Origin of the sequence: Parabacteroides sp. 20_3 (assembly GCF_964238835.1) — a bacterium.
Taxonomy (GTDB): domain Bacteria; phylum Bacteroidota; class Bacteroidia; order Bacteroidales; family Tannerellaceae; genus Parabacteroides; species Parabacteroides distasonis.
On sequence record NZ_CAXSNO010000015.1, the window covers coordinates 37,551 to 55,574 of the forward strand.

The 18,024-nt window shown below is 43.4% G+C and carries 15 protein-coding genes and 1 tRNA gene; 6 read left to right on the forward strand and 10 right to left on the reverse strand.

The window, feature by feature from the left end; all coding sequences use genetic code 11:
• Positions 1–38 precede the first annotated feature (38 nt).
• From ACESPU_RS21220 to ACESPU_RS21230, 3 genes are all read right to left on the reverse strand, one after another.
• Complete coding sequence (locus ACESPU_RS21220; RefSeq protein ID WP_005859476.1) at positions 39–1,256, reverse strand: bifunctional 3,4-dihydroxy-2-butanone-4-phosphate synthase/GTP cyclohydrolase II; 1,218 nt, start codon at positions 1,254–1,256, stop codon at positions 39–41.
• Positions 1,257–1,258: 2 nt separating this feature from the next.
• Positions 1,259–3,205: an LptF/LptG family permease gene (locus tag ACESPU_RS21225; RefSeq protein ID WP_048927139.1), complete on the reverse strand. Its 1,947-nt coding sequence runs from the start codon at positions 3,203–3,205 to the stop codon at positions 1,259–1,261.
• Between the two features lie 102 nt (positions 3,206–3,307).
• Positions 3,308–3,691, reverse strand: a complete 384-nt coding sequence (locus ACESPU_RS21230) for an START-like domain-containing protein (protein WP_005867543.1) — start codon at positions 3,689–3,691, stop codon at positions 3,308–3,310.
• A gap of 203 nt (positions 3,692–3,894) precedes the next feature.
• Here ACESPU_RS21230 and ACESPU_RS21235 point away from each other — a divergent pair.
• A tRNA-Met gene (locus ACESPU_RS21235) sits at positions 3,895–3,968 on the forward strand.
• Positions 3,969–4,668: 700 nt separating this feature from the next.
• Here ACESPU_RS21235 and ACESPU_RS21240 read toward each other — a convergent pair.
• A complete protein-coding gene (locus ACESPU_RS21240) occupies positions 4,669–5,601 on the reverse strand; it encodes a FimB/Mfa2 family fimbrial subunit (RefSeq protein ID WP_005867545.1) in 933 nt (310 codons plus the stop codon).
• A 564-nt stretch (positions 5,602–6,165) separates the two neighbouring features.
• Here ACESPU_RS21240 and ACESPU_RS21245 point away from each other — a divergent pair.
• Together ACESPU_RS21245 and ACESPU_RS21250 are read left to right on the forward strand one after the other, a co-directional pair.
• A complete protein-coding gene (locus ACESPU_RS21245; RefSeq protein WP_158532438.1) occupies positions 6,166–8,067 on the forward strand; it encodes a response regulator in 1,902 nt (633 codons plus the stop codon).
• Positions 8,068–8,408: 341 nt separating this feature from the next.
• Positions 8,409–9,806 (forward strand): fimbrial protein, encoded by a 1,398-nt coding sequence (locus ACESPU_RS21250; RefSeq protein ID WP_227154233.1) that lies wholly within the window; start codon positions 8,409–8,411, stop codon positions 9,804–9,806.
• A gap of 857 nt (positions 9,807–10,663) precedes the next feature.
• Here ACESPU_RS21250 and ACESPU_RS21255 read toward each other — a convergent pair.
• Positions 10,664–12,061, reverse strand: a complete 1,398-nt coding sequence (locus tag ACESPU_RS21255; RefSeq protein WP_229036779.1) for a fimbrial protein — start codon at positions 12,059–12,061, stop codon at positions 10,664–10,666.
• A gap of 256 nt (positions 12,062–12,317) precedes the next feature.
• On the opposite strand from ACESPU_RS21255, the gene ACESPU_RS21260 reads away from it, so the two are divergent.
• Positions 12,318–12,566 (forward strand): Rpn family recombination-promoting nuclease/putative transposase, encoded by a 249-nt coding sequence (locus tag ACESPU_RS21260; RefSeq protein ID WP_232282393.1) that lies wholly within the window; start codon positions 12,318–12,320, stop codon positions 12,564–12,566.
• 103 nt (positions 12,567–12,669) lie between these two features.
• Here ACESPU_RS21260 and ACESPU_RS21265 read toward each other — a convergent pair whose 3' ends face one another.
• Positions 12,670–13,014 carry a tyrosine-type recombinase/integrase gene (locus ACESPU_RS21265; RefSeq protein WP_080598105.1) on the reverse strand — a complete coding sequence of 115 codons (345 nt, stop codon included), beginning with the start codon at positions 13,012–13,014 and terminating at the stop codon, positions 12,670–12,672.
• A 116-nt stretch (positions 13,015–13,130) separates the two neighbouring features.
• On the opposite strand from ACESPU_RS21265, the gene ACESPU_RS21270 reads away from it, so the two are divergent.
• Both ACESPU_RS21270 and ACESPU_RS21275 read left to right on the forward strand, forming a co-directional pair.
• Complete coding sequence (locus tag ACESPU_RS21270; protein WP_008670537.1) at positions 13,131–14,360, forward strand: site-specific integrase; 1,230 nt, start codon at positions 13,131–13,133, stop codon at positions 14,358–14,360.
• Between the two features lie 27 nt (positions 14,361–14,387).
• The gene (locus ACESPU_RS21275) at positions 14,388–15,599 is read left to right on the forward strand and encodes a site-specific integrase (protein ID WP_373133644.1); all 1,212 of its coding nucleotides are present in this window, start codon (positions 14,388–14,390) and stop codon (positions 15,597–15,599) included.
• A gap of 66 nt (positions 15,600–15,665) precedes the next feature.
• On the opposite strand, the gene ACESPU_RS21280 is transcribed toward ACESPU_RS21275, so the two are convergent.
• From ACESPU_RS21280 to ACESPU_RS21295, 4 genes are all read right to left on the reverse strand, one after another.
• Positions 15,666–15,959, reverse strand: coding sequence for a helix-turn-helix domain-containing protein (locus tag ACESPU_RS21280; protein WP_005641696.1), 294 nt, complete (start codon positions 15,957–15,959; stop codon positions 15,666–15,668).
• Positions 15,960–15,971: 12 nt separating this feature from the next.
• Positions 15,972–16,175: a helix-turn-helix domain-containing protein gene (locus tag ACESPU_RS21285; RefSeq protein ID WP_373133645.1), complete on the reverse strand. Its 204-nt coding sequence runs from the start codon at positions 16,173–16,175 to the stop codon at positions 15,972–15,974.
• Between the two features lie 387 nt (positions 16,176–16,562).
• Positions 16,563–16,775, reverse strand: coding sequence for a hypothetical protein (locus tag ACESPU_RS21290; protein WP_005825814.1), 213 nt, complete (start codon positions 16,773–16,775; stop codon positions 16,563–16,565).
• Positions 16,776–17,794: 1,019 nt separating this feature from the next.
• The coding region (locus tag ACESPU_RS21295; protein ID WP_229036780.1) for a hypothetical protein at positions 17,795–18,024 on the reverse strand (230 nt) is incomplete at its 5' end.

The following is an 18,024-nucleotide window of genomic DNA, read 5'->3' on the forward strand; positions in this document are numbered from 1 at the left end:
AGTAATCAATAATCGGAATTCTTGCAACGTTCTGATAACTATTTAATGTTATGCAGCACATGCCCCATACGTTCTTTCTTCGTTTTCATGTAGAATTCGTTGTATGGATTTGGTTTCACCTCGATAGGAACGTTCTCTACTACCTCAAGTCCGTAAGCTTCCAGACCTACGCGTTTTACCGGATTATTGCTCATCAGGCGCATTTTCGTTACGCCGATATGACGTAAGATCTGTGCTCCGACACCATAATCTCGCTCATCCGCTTGATGGCCTAAATGCAAGTTCGCGTCCACCGTATCCAAACCATCCTCTTGGAGCTTGTATGCTTTCATCTTCTCCATCAATCCGATGCCTCGTCCTTCTTGGTTCAGGTAAACGATAACGCCTTTGCCTTCTTGGTCGATGCGGCGCATAGCCTCGTGCAGTTGCTCTCCGCACTCGCAACGCATGGAACCGAAGATATCACCTGTAGCGCAAGATGAGTGCACGCGTACTAAGATAGGCTCGTCTTTCTCGAATTTACCCTTTATCAAAGCTATATGCTCTAATCCATTGCTTTTCTGGCGGAAAGGAATGAGACGGAAATGTCCGTACTCGGTAGGGAGATCTACCTCTACGCCGTTCTCTACGATCGATTCGGTCCGGAGGCGATAAGCGATCAGGTCCTTGATGCAAATAATCTTGATATCGAATTTCTTGGCTACCTCAATTAATTGCGGCAGACGTGCCATGGTTCCATCCTCGTTGATGATCTCGATCAAGGCTCCGGCGGGATATAAACCGGCTAACCGGGCCAAATCCACGGCAGCCTCTGTATGACCCGCACGGCGAAGTACGCCACGAGAGCGGGCACGGAGCGGATTGATATGTCCGGGACGTCCCAGATCGGATGGCTTGGTCTTTGGATCAGCCAGCGCCAAGATCGTTTCCGCACGGTCGTACATGGAAACGCCGGTCGTACATTTCCCTCCTAATTTATCTACTGTTATCGTAAAAGGGGTACCTAGTAAAGAGGTGTTATTGGCAACTTGCATATCCAGCTCCAACTCTTGGCAACGTTCTTCCGTGATCGGGGCGCATAATACACCTCGTCCGTTTTTCAACATGAAGTTGATTTTTTCCGGGGTTACTTTCTCGGCCGCGATGATAAAGTCTCCTTCATTCTCCCGGTCCTCGTCGTCTACAACGATTAAGAACTTTCCTTCACGGAAATCCTCGATAGCTTCTTCGATGGTGTTTAATTGAATCTCGCTCATATTTATTGATTATTTATATCCGAGTTATTTTTTAGCAAATGTAATGAATATATCATATTGATCAGTTCCTTACTGGTCTTTTGTACCATGACGATATCATGCCGTAGCAATTTACGTTGGTACGTAGCCAATAGGTAGATCGGCAATCCCAGTGGGAAGAAAATACCGATAGCCAAGGCAAGTTTCCCGTTTATATGCTTGCTTAGCTTATTATTGTAACCTCCGATGACCGGGTAGTCCATCAATTTATTCAGGAGTAAATTCTGGTCGGAATTACTTAATTCCTCCACGATATTTTCCGTGTCCTGAGCTAACAGTTCCGCTGTGTTATCTTTTCCGCCTTGTTTCCAAAATGTCAGATAATTGATCCAACGTTTATGGTTTGCCAGATAAGTCGTGCTTTCTTCCACTAATTTCTCCAGTTGAGGAAGGGTTGCCTCATAATCGGGGGTGTATATGATAACCTCTTTCCGCTCCACTTTTCTCCCTTCACGCTTACCTATTAAGTTCTTCAAGGCATTCACGTAAGTGTCGGCATTCAAGATAACAGAATCTTTTACCGCTTTATAGGTTAGGAATATACCCATAGGTGTTAGGACCACGGAGCTAAGCCACATACCTTCCCATGCGTCCCAAACGCCGTCGCGTGCCATCTTGAAGCCCATATTATCTATAATATAATAGAAGATAAACAAGATTACCGAGATAACGACCGGTACGCCCAACCCACCTTTACGGATGATGGCTCCTAAGGGCGCTCCGATAAAGAAGAACATGATGCAAGCGAACGATACCGTGAATTTCTTATGCCATTCCGTCAAGTGGCGGCGTACCTTATAGGCCTCGTCGCCAACCGTGGCCGCGCGGAAATAATAGTCGGTCTTGATATTCTCGATCGAGGATTTGGCTCGGCCTAATAAAGCCGCTTTACTACTCGGTGCCTGCGCTTGGTAAAGACTGTCGAAATCCAACTGGATGGTAGGAGTGATTACCGGCAATTTTTCCTGCTGCTCGTCTGGTTGCCCCTCGGCTTCACTCTCTTTTTTAGCTCGTAAGGACTTTAGTGTTTTTACGTATGAGGCATCGTAAATGCTTTTTGCGTTCACGTCCTTGATGCTATCCAAGCGTACGCCCATCGAATCGATAGAGGTTTGTAAATCCTTCAAGTTTTTTCCCATATATTGGTTCTGCATGAAAGATTCGTCGGTACGGTTGAAATTCGCGTCGAATTCAATCAAGATATCTTTGCTGCTGAATGATTCTCGTCGATAGGGGACGGCGGTTCTCGCTTGCGTCGTGTTGGCTTGGCTTTTACCTACGTTCTCGAAAGATTCTCCGTTAAATAAAGATAGGACAAGGAATAATTTATCGGCGGATGTCTTTAACCGTCCGGAGTCCGCTACGATTACACGGGCGTTATTGAATCCTTCCGAATAATCATAGATCATCACGTCTTTTAATAAACCGTCCTTCGGGTCCTTTTTCTTCACATATACATTGAATCCGGGAATATCTTTGTAGAATGAACCTTCCGGAATATCCAATTCCGGTGATTTCTGGCGCATGGAATATAATAATGTATATAGCTTGACTTGGACAACGGGCATTACGTTGTTTTGGAAGAAAAAGGCGCCCACGCTCACAAATAGTAGCGTTACGATCAAAGGACGCATGATATGTATCAATGATACCCCGGCAGACTTCATGGCCAGTAATTCCAGACGTTCCCCTAAATTTCCAAAAGTCATTAATGAGGCTAATAGAATAGCCAAGGGAAGTGCCATCGGGACAAGAAACAAGGCCGCATACATAAACATCTCCGCTAGTACAGGGATGCCGAGGCCTTTTCCCACCATATCGTCGATGTATCGCCAAAGAAATTGCATCAACACAATAAACAGACAAATACCGAATGTCATAAGAAACAACGGCAGGAATGTCTGCAGCATAAATGTATATAATCGTTTTATTCTCAACATTGCCTAATCTGGTTGAAGTGGCAAAAGTAGTGTAAAAAACGATAACACCCCACAGATTTCTGTAAAACTACTCTAAATACCAAGCGTTCGCTTCAAATCTTCCACTTGCGAGTCCCATAAATTAATGGAATCTTTTTTCTCCCCGGGTTCGGAGAAATCCGTAATCTCAAGTGCCGTAGAACCTGTTAATTCGATTGTATGGATTATAAATTCGAAATAAGCGCTCTCATCTTCCTCGTCTACCCAGCGGTAACGGATAAAGTTCTCCGGCTTGGAGTCGATCACTGTTGCCTCTTGGGCCTCTTTACTCCATTTAAAGGTATAGAGATTATCATTTATAATGACCTCGTCGGCGAACCAAGCGGAAAGTCCCAAAGCGGTGGTTAGGTGATTCCACAAGCTTCGTCGTGAAACTTTATCGAAAATGTATTCGATATGAAACTTCTCTTTCTTCATTGTTCTTATCCTTATATTTGCCGCAAGATACATAAAAGATTTGAAAACGACTAATTTTAATGATGAAAAAAGTAACTAATAACTAACTGATTAGGTGGAGGCCTTAAAAATTAAGCGAATTTTTTTATTGAAAATGTTGTGTAATTCAAAAATAACCCCTACTTTTGCACCGTCAATAAGAGAGACAGTGACAATAAAATGATGGCGAGATAGCTCAGCTGGTTAGAGCGCATGATTCATAATCATGAGGTCCCCGGTTCAATCCCGGGTCTCGCTACCTAGAAAAGGAGGTCGATTTTTCGATCTCCTTTTTTCTTTTGCTATCAGATGGTCTTTTGGGAGGATAAAAAAACCTGAACAATCTTTCTCGTAAACGATCTTGATTGTTCAGGCAAAATAATTATGTAACCTCGCGGTTATGTTAATTAGGTTTGCCTACATCATAATTTAAGGGTAATTATATATGTAAGCAGGGTCATAGGGTAAAATTTCGCAAATTGCTTTGCTTGATTTATAAATACAAAGATATGTATGTCTAAATGTTTTGAGTGATGGTATTTGTCTCAATAGGTGAATGTATTTCTATCATATAAATAACGCACGCCTCGGAAATCATCTGAAGCGTGCGTTTAGCATATAAAATTTAAATCTAGTTACCCTTGTTTATGTAGTGACCCTGCTGTGATTTTATATGCTTACCCTAATGTCTGTTGCGAATATATTCATAATATTCATAGGTTGTATCTTTATTTGATCGGTATTTGTATCAGTTTAGTGTGTAAAACTATCAACAGATGGAGTGAGCCTTGTAATGAAGCGGATTTCCGTTAATATTTAAATAAAGTTAAGACGGTGTTCGTGTCAATATCATGGGTATTCCTATCACGGAGAATGCGGTTTTTGAGAGAAAAACAGCGCACGCCCGAAATTCTCTAATCTCGTGACGTGCGCCAAAGCATATAAAAATTGAGGGTATCTTAATTCAGTGTTATATGTTGGATAACGGTTGCCCAGTCGGCAATTACAATATTAGCCGAAACTTCTCCAGAGTACTTGAAAGTGATCTCGGTGCGTTTTCCGGGGTTTGCAGCGAATAATTCTCCGTTTTTGTCTTTTTCGCTAGAAAAAATAAGATCACCGTCCTTGTAAAGCTCTATCGTTATATTTTGAGCCGGAAAAATGGCTTGGGCTTCTGTTGTCAAATTACCTTTTTCGTCAAAAGAAGCGGGGAAAGCGAATTCAACCTCTTCTCCTGTTGGGTTGCCATTGTAGTCCAATGAGCTTTTTGTATTTTTAATTCGATATTCAAAATTTCCGGCATTACTCCCTAGATACTTGATCAGTCCTTTCGTTGAAAGCTGGAAAATTGAAGTTTTGCGAATGATTTGTAATTCGTTTGATACAGTGGATTTTGTTGAAGAGTTCTTATGAAGCGTAACTTGTCCATAGAACAAATCGCTCGGAATATTAGCTATGCCGTTATTCTCTTTTAGACTGACTTGCAAATCGGATATAATATTGGCTTTGCTCATGTTTGAAATCTCTTCGTTTCCAGAATTGATTCCACTCCATGCGATCACGGTTATGTCATTACTGTTCGGGCAGTTAATGTCTATAGCCCGGCGAGATAAAATTGTAGATTTGTTTACATTAATCTGCTCGAAGAAATCGTTGTTTTGATCGAAGACAAATAATGTAGCTCCATTCACCTCTCCCTTGGTCGTAATGTCGTTACCATCTGAATTCATTGCTTTTAATACCACGGAGAATGGCACTTCGGCTTGTTCAATAACCTCACTCGTTGTTGCTACTACGTCATTTGAATCATCCGTGCAAGCGGAGAATGACAAAACTGTGAAAATAACAGAAACCGCAAATACGCAATTTGCGAAAAAATTACCCTTTTTCATGACCCTACTTTTTATATGCTTTACTCTTAATCTAAGTGACTTGGTTTTTTTTGACCGCCCCTCAACGGTCTTTCCTTATCACTACATCGCGAATGTATGTATAAAAATCATAGGTTGTATCTTTTATGATGGGTATTTTTATCAAAAAAGTGGGTAAAACTATCATTATACCTCTATGTCCCTTTATTGATGCATGTTTTGGATGATGCTTAAATAATGTTAATTAGTTTGTTCCTATCAATTTGAGTGGTAAATATATCATCGCTGGTCCTTACTGATAGCCTTGCCTCTGTTGTGTGATAGGAATGCAGTTGTTGTTAACGTCTATTAAAACGCCAGTAAAAAACGTTCGTTTAAATCTTGCGTTTTTATGTGTATAAATTATGAAGTCTCATTGATAATCATGTTATTTTTTTTATTATTTTTATCCAACTGAATAACTGAAATTTAAATAAAATTTTTGACCTTTGTAAGGCTGCAAAAAAGTTGAAGATAAAAACGCAAGATTTAAACGAACGTTTTTTACTGGCGTTTTATATAAATAACATCTTAATAATCAATGATATGAGATCAAAAGGTTTTAAAGCGAAATTTATGATGGCATTTTGGGGCTTGTTCGTTGAAGCTCATTATATTGCTGCGGCCAATGATACAATGGAGGGCTCTCAAGGAATTCTACCTTTTATCATTTTACTGATAGTGTCCATATGTGTAATAGCTTTTTTGAGTTATTATATGTATAGGTTGAAGAAAGAGTATATTGCCAAAGATGGTGAGCTTATGGCGAGAAACGATGAGCTTCTTCGGTCTGTCGATGCGTTAAGCGTAAAAAATCGGGAGATCCAACAAATGTTGGTCAATAAAATCCGTGAGACTGATAATTGGAATAGGGATAATGAGGTAGAACGGGAGGATTTGAAAAAGCGCCTTGAGGAAATGGAAAAGCTCCATAATTCGTTTTTTGTAGAAACGATTCATGAAATGCGTACTCCACTATCGCTTGTGCTTGGTTCGTTGAGTGAGTTGTTGCAACGTAAAAATGATATTGACTCTAGTGAAGCGACTCAATTATTGTCTGCTTACCGTAATACCTTGGCTCTTCAAGACCTTATCGAGCAATTGCGAAATACCCGTCATGGAGATGACGTGGCAAACCATCTTCGGATAGCTCGTTATGACATGATCAGTATAACAAAGCAGATTTGTGATTTATTCGTGGACTGGATAGCCATGAATAATGTGGAATTTCATATTAATACCCAAACCTCTGTTCTTTGGGTCTGGATAGATCGTCGGAAGATGGAGTTTGCCTTGCGTGTACTTTTATCTAATGCGTTAAAAAATACCTACCGCTTTGGAAAGATCTCGATCAATATTTCCGTGGTGCGCTCAAATGGCAAGGCTTATTGTTCTTTCTCTATCCAAGATGATGGGTTAGGAGAAAGCGAAAGTACCCGTTTGGGTTTGAAACAGATCGTGGATATGACAGAATCCTCCGGCGCTATTTTCGAAGGAATTTCATCGGAGGACGAGACGGGAACCCAATATACGATATTGATTCCTTTGGGGAGAAGCCATTATATGGAACGTGCCGTGGAATTCATCGAGCCGGATGGTGATCTGGTAAAGCTGAATGAGATGCAGAAGGAGGAGATCGCCGAGTTGATCCAAGTTGTTCCGAAAAAGAAAGAGACCGGGAAGAAAATGTTGGTGATTGATGACAGTGATCAGATCCGTTGGTTCCTGCGTCATGTTTTTGCCAGTGAGTATCATGTTTCGGAAGCTCATAATGGCCAGGAGGGTGTAGAGATCGCGCGAGTTGAACGGCCGGATTTTATTTTATGTGACGTGATGATGCCCGTTAAAGATGGGCTTGCTACCTGTCGTGAAATCAAAGGCATCCCAGAATTAGCGCAAGTGCCGGTTGTCTTGCTAACCGCAAAGGTAGAGAGTGAGGATGTTATAGCTGGCATTGAATGTGGCGCCGATGATTATATAACCAAGCCATTCGATGTAGAGGTGCTACGAAGTAAGGTAAACAGTTTGTTGAAACGTAGGGATGAGATGAGACGTTTCTATACGTCGAGTCCTGTAGGTGCGCATCCCGAGGTAGAGAAAACGGTAAAGAAAGATGATTCCCCTTCCAATCTTTTTATGGATGCGGTTATCTCGACGATCGAGAAACATTTGGATGACCCTAGTTTTGAGGCGAAGATTTTGGCGGATTCTTTAAACATGAGTCTCCCTACATTATATAGAAAGATAAAACTCTACTCGGATAGTAGTATATTGGAGCTTACCCGTATGGTACGTTTGAAGAAAGCCGCCGAACTGATCAGTATGCAGCGATACTCTATCCAAGAGGTTTCGGAAATGGTCGGCTTCAACGATACCGCCACTTTCCGTAAGCGTTTTACGGAACAATACGGCGTCACTCCTTCACAGTATCTGCCGGGTAAGAATTAATCGTTTTGCCATTTCCCGAAAATCGCCGGGGAATGGCAAAATTTTTTAGTTGTTTTTTGATACGATATTTTTCAACCTCTTTTTGATAGCCTTACAACGGTGCTAATCAGCCCGGAAATATCCCGAATGAAAATTTATAGTTTTACCTCTTATTTATGAAAGTAACACCTATTTACTTTTTTTTATAGTCCAAATACCTTTGCGATGTCATTAACGAACAGCTGATTGGTCATAGGGAAGATTTGAACAATGAGTTCTTATTATATGGCTGAAAACGTAAAAAGTGATTGAAAAAGAAAGGTTTATATAAAAGATTTATTAACTCATAAAATTATATGTATATGAAACTTAGAAATTTATTATTCGGGACAATGATCGCTTGCGCGTTCGCGGCGTGTTCAAACGAGGATGATCCTATCCCTAACGTGGATCCGACACCTACTCCAGAAACAGGCACTGCGGATCTTACGATTGTGGTAAAGAATTTGGCAAAGAATACACAGACAAAAGCTGCTGATGATTCTAATGCTAAAGAGGGCGAAACTGCGATTCACAATTTATTTGTGGCACTTTATAATGAGGATGGGACATTCTTGCAAGTTAGTGATATTACTGCTAATAAGGATGAAGAGCAAACTAGTTCAAACAATGAGATTCAGTTTAAGGGATTAAAGGCAGGTGCTTCTTATCGTGCGTTGGCTTTCGCTAATGTCCCCAAAGAGGCTCTTACTGCAACTGCTAACTCTTTTGATTTGACATCTGCTTACTATGTCTTAACCGGAGCAGAAGCGAATGGATTGCCTATGAGTAGTGGAATTAGTCCAGTATTCACTCTTGCTGAAGGTGAAAATTATTATGGTTACTCAAACGCTACAGGAGGAAACAGTATTGAATCTGGAAAACCTTTAGGATTAATTAGAAATGTGGCTCGTGCGGAATTGAGTGCTCTTTCTTTGGATATGACTCAAGTCAAGGTTAATAATATTCAAAAATACAAATCAGGAACAATTAAGTTTGTACCTAAAGATGTTTTTGTATTACATGGTCGTAAAAAAGCGAATGTGGCAGACCAAAGCATAAATAATAATCTGTGGTTCAATCTGCCAAATAGGGTTTGGGGTAATATTGCCGCTACTTATGAAACAGCTAATGGAGATGATTATTATTCCGGAACTAACGCTAGTAGCTCATTCGGTCGTTTTGCTGGAACTGTCGATGCGACTAATTATATAAAGGCATTGAGTACAACAACAAAAACATATACTCAGGATTGGACTGGTGCTACTATTTCCGGAGATAAAGAAATTGCTCTTGCTAACTCTTTATATTTTTATGTGTTGCCTAATGATCAGACAAAAGCGGCCAGAGAACAAGAAGATCCGGAAGAAGAAGGCCCGGCTTTCGTCTTGGATAAAACAACTTTGGCATCCGAATTGGTAATCAGTGGTGAAGTTTATATAAAAGCTATAATGAACGATAACACATCTTGGACATTCGGCGAAGAGAGTACTCCTGTATTGCGCTATTGGCCGATAAAGATTGGTATCGATGGATTAGATAGTGAAGACACATATTATGGTCAGGTACATAGAAACGTGGTTTATAACATTTCTGCTACTATCGCAGGTAATGGTTATGCAGATCCTACTCTTCCTAAGGGGGATCCTACAGCCGACTTGTTTGTAAAGACAATGGTTATGAATTGGGGTACAGCCACTCAAGCTCCTGTTATCGAATAATATCAATTCTCTAATAATAACCAAAAGGCATTCTCTATCAACAGGGAATGCCTTTTTTGTTATAAATATAATATGTCAATGCCCGTTGGCAAAGTTAGAAAGTTAAAAGATTTATGTTTAAGAAGTTGTTCTCTCCGGACACGCCCCAGATGCCATTCTATGTGTTAATAATCCAAATCATCTACCACATCTACCATTATTTATGTAATATTTTGATTGTAAATCATTTATCTTATGGTGGTAGATGGCGAACATCTACCACTACAAACTTCGATCTACCATCATTAGGTTACCGGAAAGATTAGCACGAACAATTACTACTAACGATAAATAATGTATAACATTCTGTATTTCAGTAAATAATAGTTTTTCGCATAGAAAAACAAAAGTTTTACTATAGAGAAACTTTTGTTTCTTCAGTATGAAATAAAAGTTTCTTCAGTATGAAACCACTAACTTCACCTATTGAAACTCTTATTGGCTTTAATCCCTTTGTCTGTCTCTTATGAAATCGTCAAATACTAAATATACGAGTCCGCAAGCTTGAGAAGTGATTTTTTTTGCGTTTCCCATTAAATCATGGTAGATGCAGAATGAAAATTGTAGATGTTATTTCATCTGCAACCACTATATAACATATTTATTTACAATAAGTATGAGGTTGAATTGTAGATATTGTAGATGTTCTCATGAAATAATATTCCGGCTCTTAGGTTCAAGACATATGGGATCGCCATCATAAGGAAAGGATAGTAAATTTTGTAGTCTCCGGATCAATTCATAACCAGAATTATATATGCAAAAAAGGCACTCCCGATAAAAGGAATGCCTTTTGGTTGTTATTCAAAGAATAGATATTATTCGACAACTGAAGATTGATTTGCGCTACCCCAATCAAGAACCTTTGTCTTAACAAACAATTCAACAAAGTCTGTTGGAGGAACAGTAGGATCATCATATCCTCTACCGGCTAAAGTTGCGTCAATACTGTAAATTATATTACGATGGATCTTTCCATCCTTTAAATACTCAGCCGTAGCTGCTGCCATTTCATTCGTCGCAGCAATTTTAATAGGCCAATATGCTGTTTTCTCCGCATAGTTGTATACTGCATTACTTCCGCTCTTTTTAGCATTTTCGAGCTTATAAGTACCTTTGACTACAATTTCAGTTGCCAGCTCCTCGGATTTGAAATTATCAGCACCATTCATTTCACGAGCAGCCTTAACTTGGGGATTTTCGAACACATAGAATTTAGGGGCGATTGTGATAGTCGCAGACACACCATCTTCAGTTGCGATATTCTGTACCAATGCGGTGGCTGGTAAACTGGCCTTGTATCCTTCAATAATAGAACCTCTCATATTCGTAAACATAGCGTCATCATTCACGAAATCTCCTCTATAACCTGAAGCATAATCTGTAGCATTAGCAGCATAAGTTGTGGACACATTACCCCATACGGTATTGCTAACGACATTCCACCAGCTATTGCCATTACCCATATCTGCTGCATTGGACTTCGTCCGCCCATGCATGATGAATACACATTCTGGTACAATCGTCGCAATTCCTTCAACGTATACATCTTTTGCAGCTCTAGTCATGTCTAAGCTAAGTCCCGTAAAATCAATGCGCGCTACATTTCTTATCAAGTACAAGGGATCTGCTACAAGAATATGTTCACCTTCTCCCACTGTTTTAGTATATCCATAATAGTTTTTACCTGCTTGTAAAGTGAATGGATCAGACAAACCACTACTCATTGGTAAATAGTTTTCTGCGAATCCGGCAGCTGGCATCGTATATACAGGAGATACAAAGTTGTCAATTGTTGTACCAGCCAGTGAGATTTCAGGCATATTAGCAAATGCGATAGCACGTAATTGCGCACCTTCTGTCAGTCCGGCAAATTGAACCTCATCATTATCCGCAGCAGCATCCTCATTGGCAATATCAGAGGTTGAAGCGACAAGCGCTCCAGTTTCAGCATCATAAAGAGCAACTGTTAAGTTTGTAATTTTAGCTTCATTTTCAGTCTGTGTCCCCTCCGCTGCAGCTTTAGTCAAACTTCTAGCCACATTTTTCACAGAAATAGTCAGTGTTGCGTTATTTTCCCCTGTTTGCGGTTGATCCGGTCCTACGATAGGATCATCCTCGTTTGAACACGCCGCGAATGCGCAAGCGATCATTGTTCCGAATAATAAATTTCTAAGTTCTATTTGGGAATGGCTATAAGAGATTGTTTTTAGCATAATTATGCTTTTGTTATATGCAGGTAAGTAACAACTCAGTAGTATTATTATAATAATGTATGGGAGCGGATGGCATGATGAGAATTTATCGGAATAAGCTTGTTTTTCAACAGAAGAGTCTTTACCTTTATAAGATTATACGTGAATTATTAATCAACTAAAAACCATAAAACTATGGAACATTACGTGAACATCATGTTGGATGGCGGCTTCAAGGCTGTGTTTGGAGATAAGCAAGTGGCGATGGATTTGCCGTATGATCTCCCGTCAGGGCGAGACAGGTCGTGACTGGAAGTACGAGCTGCTTCCTGTGTATGGAATCTATCTGTTGAACTTCAGCTTGCCAGAGTTTCCGTTGTGGCGTACGGACGTGGTGCTAGCGAACGAGCTTACGGGTGAGACTTTTGGACGGATCAAGCTCAAACAGGTCTATATTTCATTCGAGCGGTTCGATTTGAGTTATGAGGAGTGCGAGACTCCGTTGGAAATAATACAAAGTCTCTGATCTGATAAGCCGGTTGCGGACTGAAACTATAGCGGATGACACGGATCTTGGGGAGAAGTATCTTTCTTGATCCGTGCCATCCGAATCTGAAGTAATATCCGTCTCATGCGTCTAACACCCCATTAAACCGGTCTATTGCCTGTCTTTTACTAGCATCGATGATTTTCGCATATACTTGTGTGGAGATGATGTTCTTGTGTCCTAGTAATTTACATACCGTATACAAGTCAATGCCAAGAGCTAGTGAAAGAGTGGCGAAAGTATGGCGGCTTACGTAAGTAATATTTAGAAATGCAATAAAAAACAGAATGACGATAATTAAACGTAAAACGTTTATAATTAAGCATTTTGCAAGATTTGCAGAACAGACAGACCTGCAAAAGAAAACAAAATATTGCGACGTTTCAGTTACCAGACTGTTAGCCGCCTGTTTCGAAAACAACGGCAGGTAACCGAATTTTTACCGATAGGAACAAAGCAGATTTGTATTCACTGTTTATCAATGTTTTGCATGCCAAAGGACGCTTTTCAAAGGAGTATTTTTACAACCTAAAAAAGAGCGTTATGAAAGTGGAAAAATTCAAGGTGCTGCTCTACCTGAAAAAGAGCGAGCCGGACAAGACCGGCAAGGCCCCGATCATGGGACGGATCACCCTCAACCGCACGATGGCGCAGTTCAGCTGCAAGCTCTCCTGTACCCCCGGGCTATGGAACGCGCGTGAGAGCCGATTGAATGGCAAGAGCCGGGAAGCGGTGGAGACCAATGAAAAAATAGAGAGGCTGCTGCTTGCCGTACACTCGGCCTTCAATTCCCTCATGGAAAGGAAAAAGGATTTCGATGCCGCCGCGGTCAGGGACATGTTCCAGGGTAACGCGGGCATGCAGATGACCCTGCTCAAACTTCTCGACCGGCACAATGAGGAGATGAAGGCCCGTGTCGGCGTGGACCGTGCACCGACGACAATGTCGACCTACGTGTACACCCGGCGCACCCTTGCCGAATTCATCAAAACGGAATTCAAGGTCTCGGACCTCGCCTTCGGACAGCTCAACGAGCAGTTCATCCGTGACTATCAGGATTTCTGCCTGGAAAAGAAGAAACTGGCAATGGAGACGGTGCGCCATTACCTGTCCATCCTGAAAAAGATCTGCCGCATCGCCTACAAGGAGGGGCACTCGGAGAAATACCATTTCTGCCACTTCAAGCTGCCCAAGCAGAAGGAGACAACACCGAAAGCACTCAGCCGGGAGAATTTCGAGAAGCTACGCGATCTGGAGATACCAGAAAAACGCAGGTCACATGTCATCACCCGGGACCTCTTCCTCTTCGCCTGTTACACCGGCACCGCCTATGCCGATGCGGTAAGCATCACCCGGGAGAACCTCTTCCAGGATGACGAGGGCAGCCTCTGGCTGAAATACCGGCGGAAGAAGACCGACTACCTCGGACGCGTCAAGTTGCTGCCGGAAGCACTCGCGTTGATCGGGAAGTATCGTGACGATACCCGCATCACCCTCTTCCCGCCGCAGGACTACCATACGCTCAGGGCCAACATGAAATCCCTGCGCCTGATGGCGGGGCTGAGCCAGGACCTTGTCTACCACATGGGAAGGCATTCTTTCGCCTCATTGGTCACGCTCGAGGAGGGAGTGCCGATCGAGACCATCAGCAAAATGCTGGGACACTCCAACATAAAGACCACCCAGATATATGCCCGTGTAACTCCGAAGCGACTGTTCGAGGACATGGACAGGTTCGTCGAGGCAACCCGCGATTTGAAACTTATTCTTTAATCCTTAAACAATTAAACAATCATTATCATGCGCAGTACATTTAAGCTTTTATTCTACATCAACCGTAACAAGGTAAAATCGGACGGCACGACCGCCGTCCTCTGCCGGATCAGCATCGACGGAAAGAAATCGGCTGTCACGACAGGCATCTATTGCAAACCCGGAGACTGGGACAGCAAGAAGTGTGAAATCAAAACAGCCAGGGAGAACAACCGCCTTACCGCCTTCCGAGGCCGGCTGGAAGAGGCGTACGGGAACCTGCTGAGGAACCAGGGAGTGGTCACGGCCGAGCTGCTCAAGACCACCGTATCCGGTGCCAATTCCGTGCCGGAATACCTCCTGCAGGCCGGAGAGGTGGAACGCGAACGGCTCAGGGTCCGCTCCAAGGAGATCAATTCCACCTCCACCTACCGCCAGTCGAAGACCACGCAGCTTAACCTCAGGCAGTTCATCGAATCCCGCGGGATGAAGGACATCGCCTTTTCGGACATCACCGAAGAGTTCGCCGAATCGTTCAAGGTCTTTCTCAAGAAAGAGCTGGGACACAGGAACGGACACGTGAACCACTGCCTGTGCTGGCTCAACCGGCTCATCTACATCGCCGTGGACCGGGAAGTATTGCGTGCCAACCCGATAGAGGACGTGGCATACGAGAGGAAAGAAGCACCTAAACTAAGGCATATCAGCCGCAGTGAACTGAAGCGGATGATGGAAACCCCGCTGCCCGACCCGATGATGGAGCTGGTGCGCAGGACGTTCATCTTCTCCTCGCTGACCGGTCTGGCCTACGCGGATACGAGGGCTCTCCATCCCCGTCACATCGGAACGACCTCGGAAGGAAGAAGGTATATCCGCATCCGCCGCGCCAAAACGGACGTGGAGGCGTTCATCCCGCTGCATCCCATAGCCGGACAGATACTGGATCTTTACAACACCACGGATGACGACAGGCCGGTATTCCCGCTGCCGGTCCGCGATGTCCTCTGGTACGAGGTACATGGAATGGGCGTGGCATTAGGCATGAAAGAGAACCTGTCCTACCACATGGCCCGGCATTCGTTCGGGACCCTGACACTGACCGCGGGCATTCCGATAGAGAGCATCGCCAGGATAATGGGCCATACGAATATCGACAGCACGCAGGTCTACGCCCAGGTCACCGACCGGAAGATATCCTCGGACATGGACCGGCTGATGGAAAGAAGAAAACCTGCGGCCGGCAAGGAAGCCGCAGGCTAAATAAAAAAATTGCCGCCGGAATTGTATTTACGATTCCGGCGGCAATCCTTAAACTTGAATACGATATTATACCAATGCTGCGTGATAGTTCTCCTCCAACAGCTTCTCGATGTCCGACTGCCTGTACAGGATCTTCCCGCCAAGCTGGATATAGGGAATCCGCCCTTGGTCCCTGTAATCCTGCAGGCACCTGCGGCTGATCCTCAACGTTCCGGAAAGCTCCCTGTCAGTCAGGAACCGTTCCCCGTTGAAGGGAGGACGGTTGTCACGGGCAAGACGCTCCACTTTTTTCTCCATGTTGTCCAGCAGGGCAAAGAACCTGCGGACACGTTCGTTCTCCTTGTCGATAATGCCTTCCATCTCTTCCGCTCTTTAAAGGTTTCCGTTCTTCCTTCCTTCTCTCATTGCCTTCTCCTTGCGTCTGATGCCGACGTAGGCCATCAGCCTCTCCACGTCTTCGGGCTTGTAATAGAACTTGCGCTGGAGGCGGGTGAACGCCAGCCGTCCGGTATCGCGGAGGGTCTGCAGGGTACGCGGCGAGATGTCAAGGCGCAGGCAGACATCCTGGCCGTCCAGTCACTCTCCGGGTTCCTTACGGCGGTTTCTCTCATACAATCTGTCCACATGTGCGGACAGGTTCTCGGCGCGTGCCAGCATCCTCTCAAGGACACCGGCCTCGATGTAGCATATTTCCATAATTTCAACTTGTTTAAATGTCAGTGCGAATATAAGGGAAGAAACCATGAGAGGCAAGCGCGACCGGTACACTGGCAGGAATAGTCATGGATAGTCGGTTTTTGTCATATGGCGCGGGAAAAATACTCCGTAGCCGGTCGGTTTTCACGACCCCCTTTGGAAAACCTGAAGGACGGGTGCGTCACGGCGATGAAAAAAGAAAAATCCCCACCGGAAGTGAAGCGACCCCAAACCGGCAGGGAGTGTAATAATAAAGGAACGGACTGTTCAGCCCTTGATGTAACCGTACTTTTTCAGGTCGTCCATGAAATGCTCCGGCGTGTCGGTCCTCACCGTCACCCCGTGCAGTTCCCTGTACCGCCCGGAGAAATTCACCATGTACTCCCCGTCGGTGCACCCGCTGTCAAACCAGCTGCCCTCACGCAGGACGCGTACAAACTCGGAAGGGCCGGAGGCGGCAATCCTGCCGCCATCCGCCAAAATACCTGATCTCGTTTTTTTTATTATCGGTATTTCAAATGTCTCAAAAGCCTCTTTGACAGGTTACCATCCGGGATGATCGCCTGAATTCGCATGTACCGGATTTTCTATTTACCAGATTCCATAATGGTTCCTGCCATCCGTTTTTTCTCTGCGGCTGTCGCTTTTTTCCTCGTGGCATCATGGTCTGTTACCGGATGGGAAAAGCCATCTCCATCACAACCATGAATTATAGTGTAGCCATATTTGTATATAGCCGTATGATACGCTATCCGGATAATGCTATCACAGAATTGCGATATAGCCGGATATCAAAATAGGGATAGCCGGGAGCGAAGGGAGCACGCATCCTTCCGGATATAGATATCTCAAAATCTCCATTTGCAGAAGTGTATAAATATCAATCCATTAATGGAGATTATAAAGAAAAAACATAAGTCACACACGACTACCTGTCATTCTCCATTTGCGGATGTGTAGAAGTAGCAATCCATTAATGGAGACGATGAAGAAAAACAATAAGGCGTATACGGCTACCTGTTATTCTCCATTTACAGATGTGTAGAAGTATCAATCCATTAATGGAGACGATGAAAAAACAATAAGGCGTATACGGTTACCTGTTATTCTCCATTTGCAGAAGTGTAGAAGTAGCAATCCGTTAATGGAGACGATGAAGAAAAACAATAAGGCGTATACGGCTACCTGTTATTCTCCATTTGCAGAAGTGTAGAAGTAGCAATCCGTTAATGGAGACGATGAAAAAACAATAAGGCGTATACGGCTACATGTCATTCTCCATTTGCAGAAGTGTAGAAGTAGCAATCCGTTAATGGAGACAATGAAGAAAAAACATAAGTCGTACACGGCTACATGCCCATTCTCCATTTGCAGAAGTGTAGAAGTAGCAATCCATTAATGGACAATAGGGCATGTAAAGGGCAGATTTTCCGTATATTCGCCTCCTTATCCCCGAATTATGGGCGTAAGTCACATGGTCATGGAGATATATCTATCCTTTAATGGGGAGAACAGCCGGCAAATATCTGATGGAAAAGCCCCACAAACCACAGGAAAATAGCCACACAATGGTCTGATACACAATAATTATTGGAGAAACATGGTCCGCCCCTGCGGACAGCAAGTTGTGTTTTCGTTAAACGAAAATCGTACGGTTTAACGGCAACCTGCCGCCAAACCGTCCCTACCCCCTGATGCTCCGGAGTCGTGGGGGATAAGCTACCGGCAT

What these genes read in the sequence shown, in the direction of transcription:
- ACESPU_RS21220 (WP_005859476.1), bottom strand. Translation starts at nt 1,256, where the DNA reads ATGAGCGAGATTCAATTAAACACCATCGAAGAAGCTATCGAGGATTTC.
- ACESPU_RS21225 (WP_048927139.1), bottom strand. Translation starts at nt 3,205, where the DNA reads ATGCTGCAGACATTCCTGCCGTTGTTTCTTATGACATTCGGTATTTGT.
- ACESPU_RS21230 (WP_005867543.1), bottom strand. Translation starts at nt 3,691, where the DNA reads ATGAAGAAAGAGAAGTTTCATATCGAATACATTTTCGATAAAGTTTCA.
- ACESPU_RS21240 (WP_005867545.1), bottom strand. Translation starts at nt 5,601, where the DNA reads ATGAAAAAGGGTAATTTTTTCGCAAATTGCGTATTTGCGGTTTCTGTT.
- ACESPU_RS21245 (WP_158532438.1), top strand. Translation starts at nt 6,166, where the DNA reads ATGAGATCAAAAGGTTTTAAAGCGAAATTTATGATGGCATTTTGGGGC.
- ACESPU_RS21250 (WP_227154233.1), top strand. Translation starts at nt 8,409, where the DNA reads ATGAAACTTAGAAATTTATTATTCGGGACAATGATCGCTTGCGCGTTC.
- ACESPU_RS21255 (WP_229036779.1), bottom strand. Translation starts at nt 12,061, where the DNA reads ATGCTAAAAACAATCTCTTATAGCCATTCCCAAATAGAACTTAGAAAT.
- ACESPU_RS21260 (WP_232282393.1), top strand. Translation starts at nt 12,318, where the DNA reads ATGATCTCCCGTCAGGGCGAGACAGGTCGTGACTGGAAGTACGAGCTG.
- ACESPU_RS21270 (WP_008670537.1), top strand. Translation starts at nt 13,131, where the DNA reads ATGAAAGTGGAAAAATTCAAGGTGCTGCTCTACCTGAAAAAGAGCGAG.
- ACESPU_RS21275 (WP_373133644.1), top strand. Translation starts at nt 14,388, where the DNA reads ATGCGCAGTACATTTAAGCTTTTATTCTACATCAACCGTAACAAGGTA.
- ACESPU_RS21280 (WP_005641696.1), bottom strand. Translation starts at nt 15,959, where the DNA reads ATGGAAGGCATTATCGACAAGGAGAACGAACGTGTCCGCAGGTTCTTT.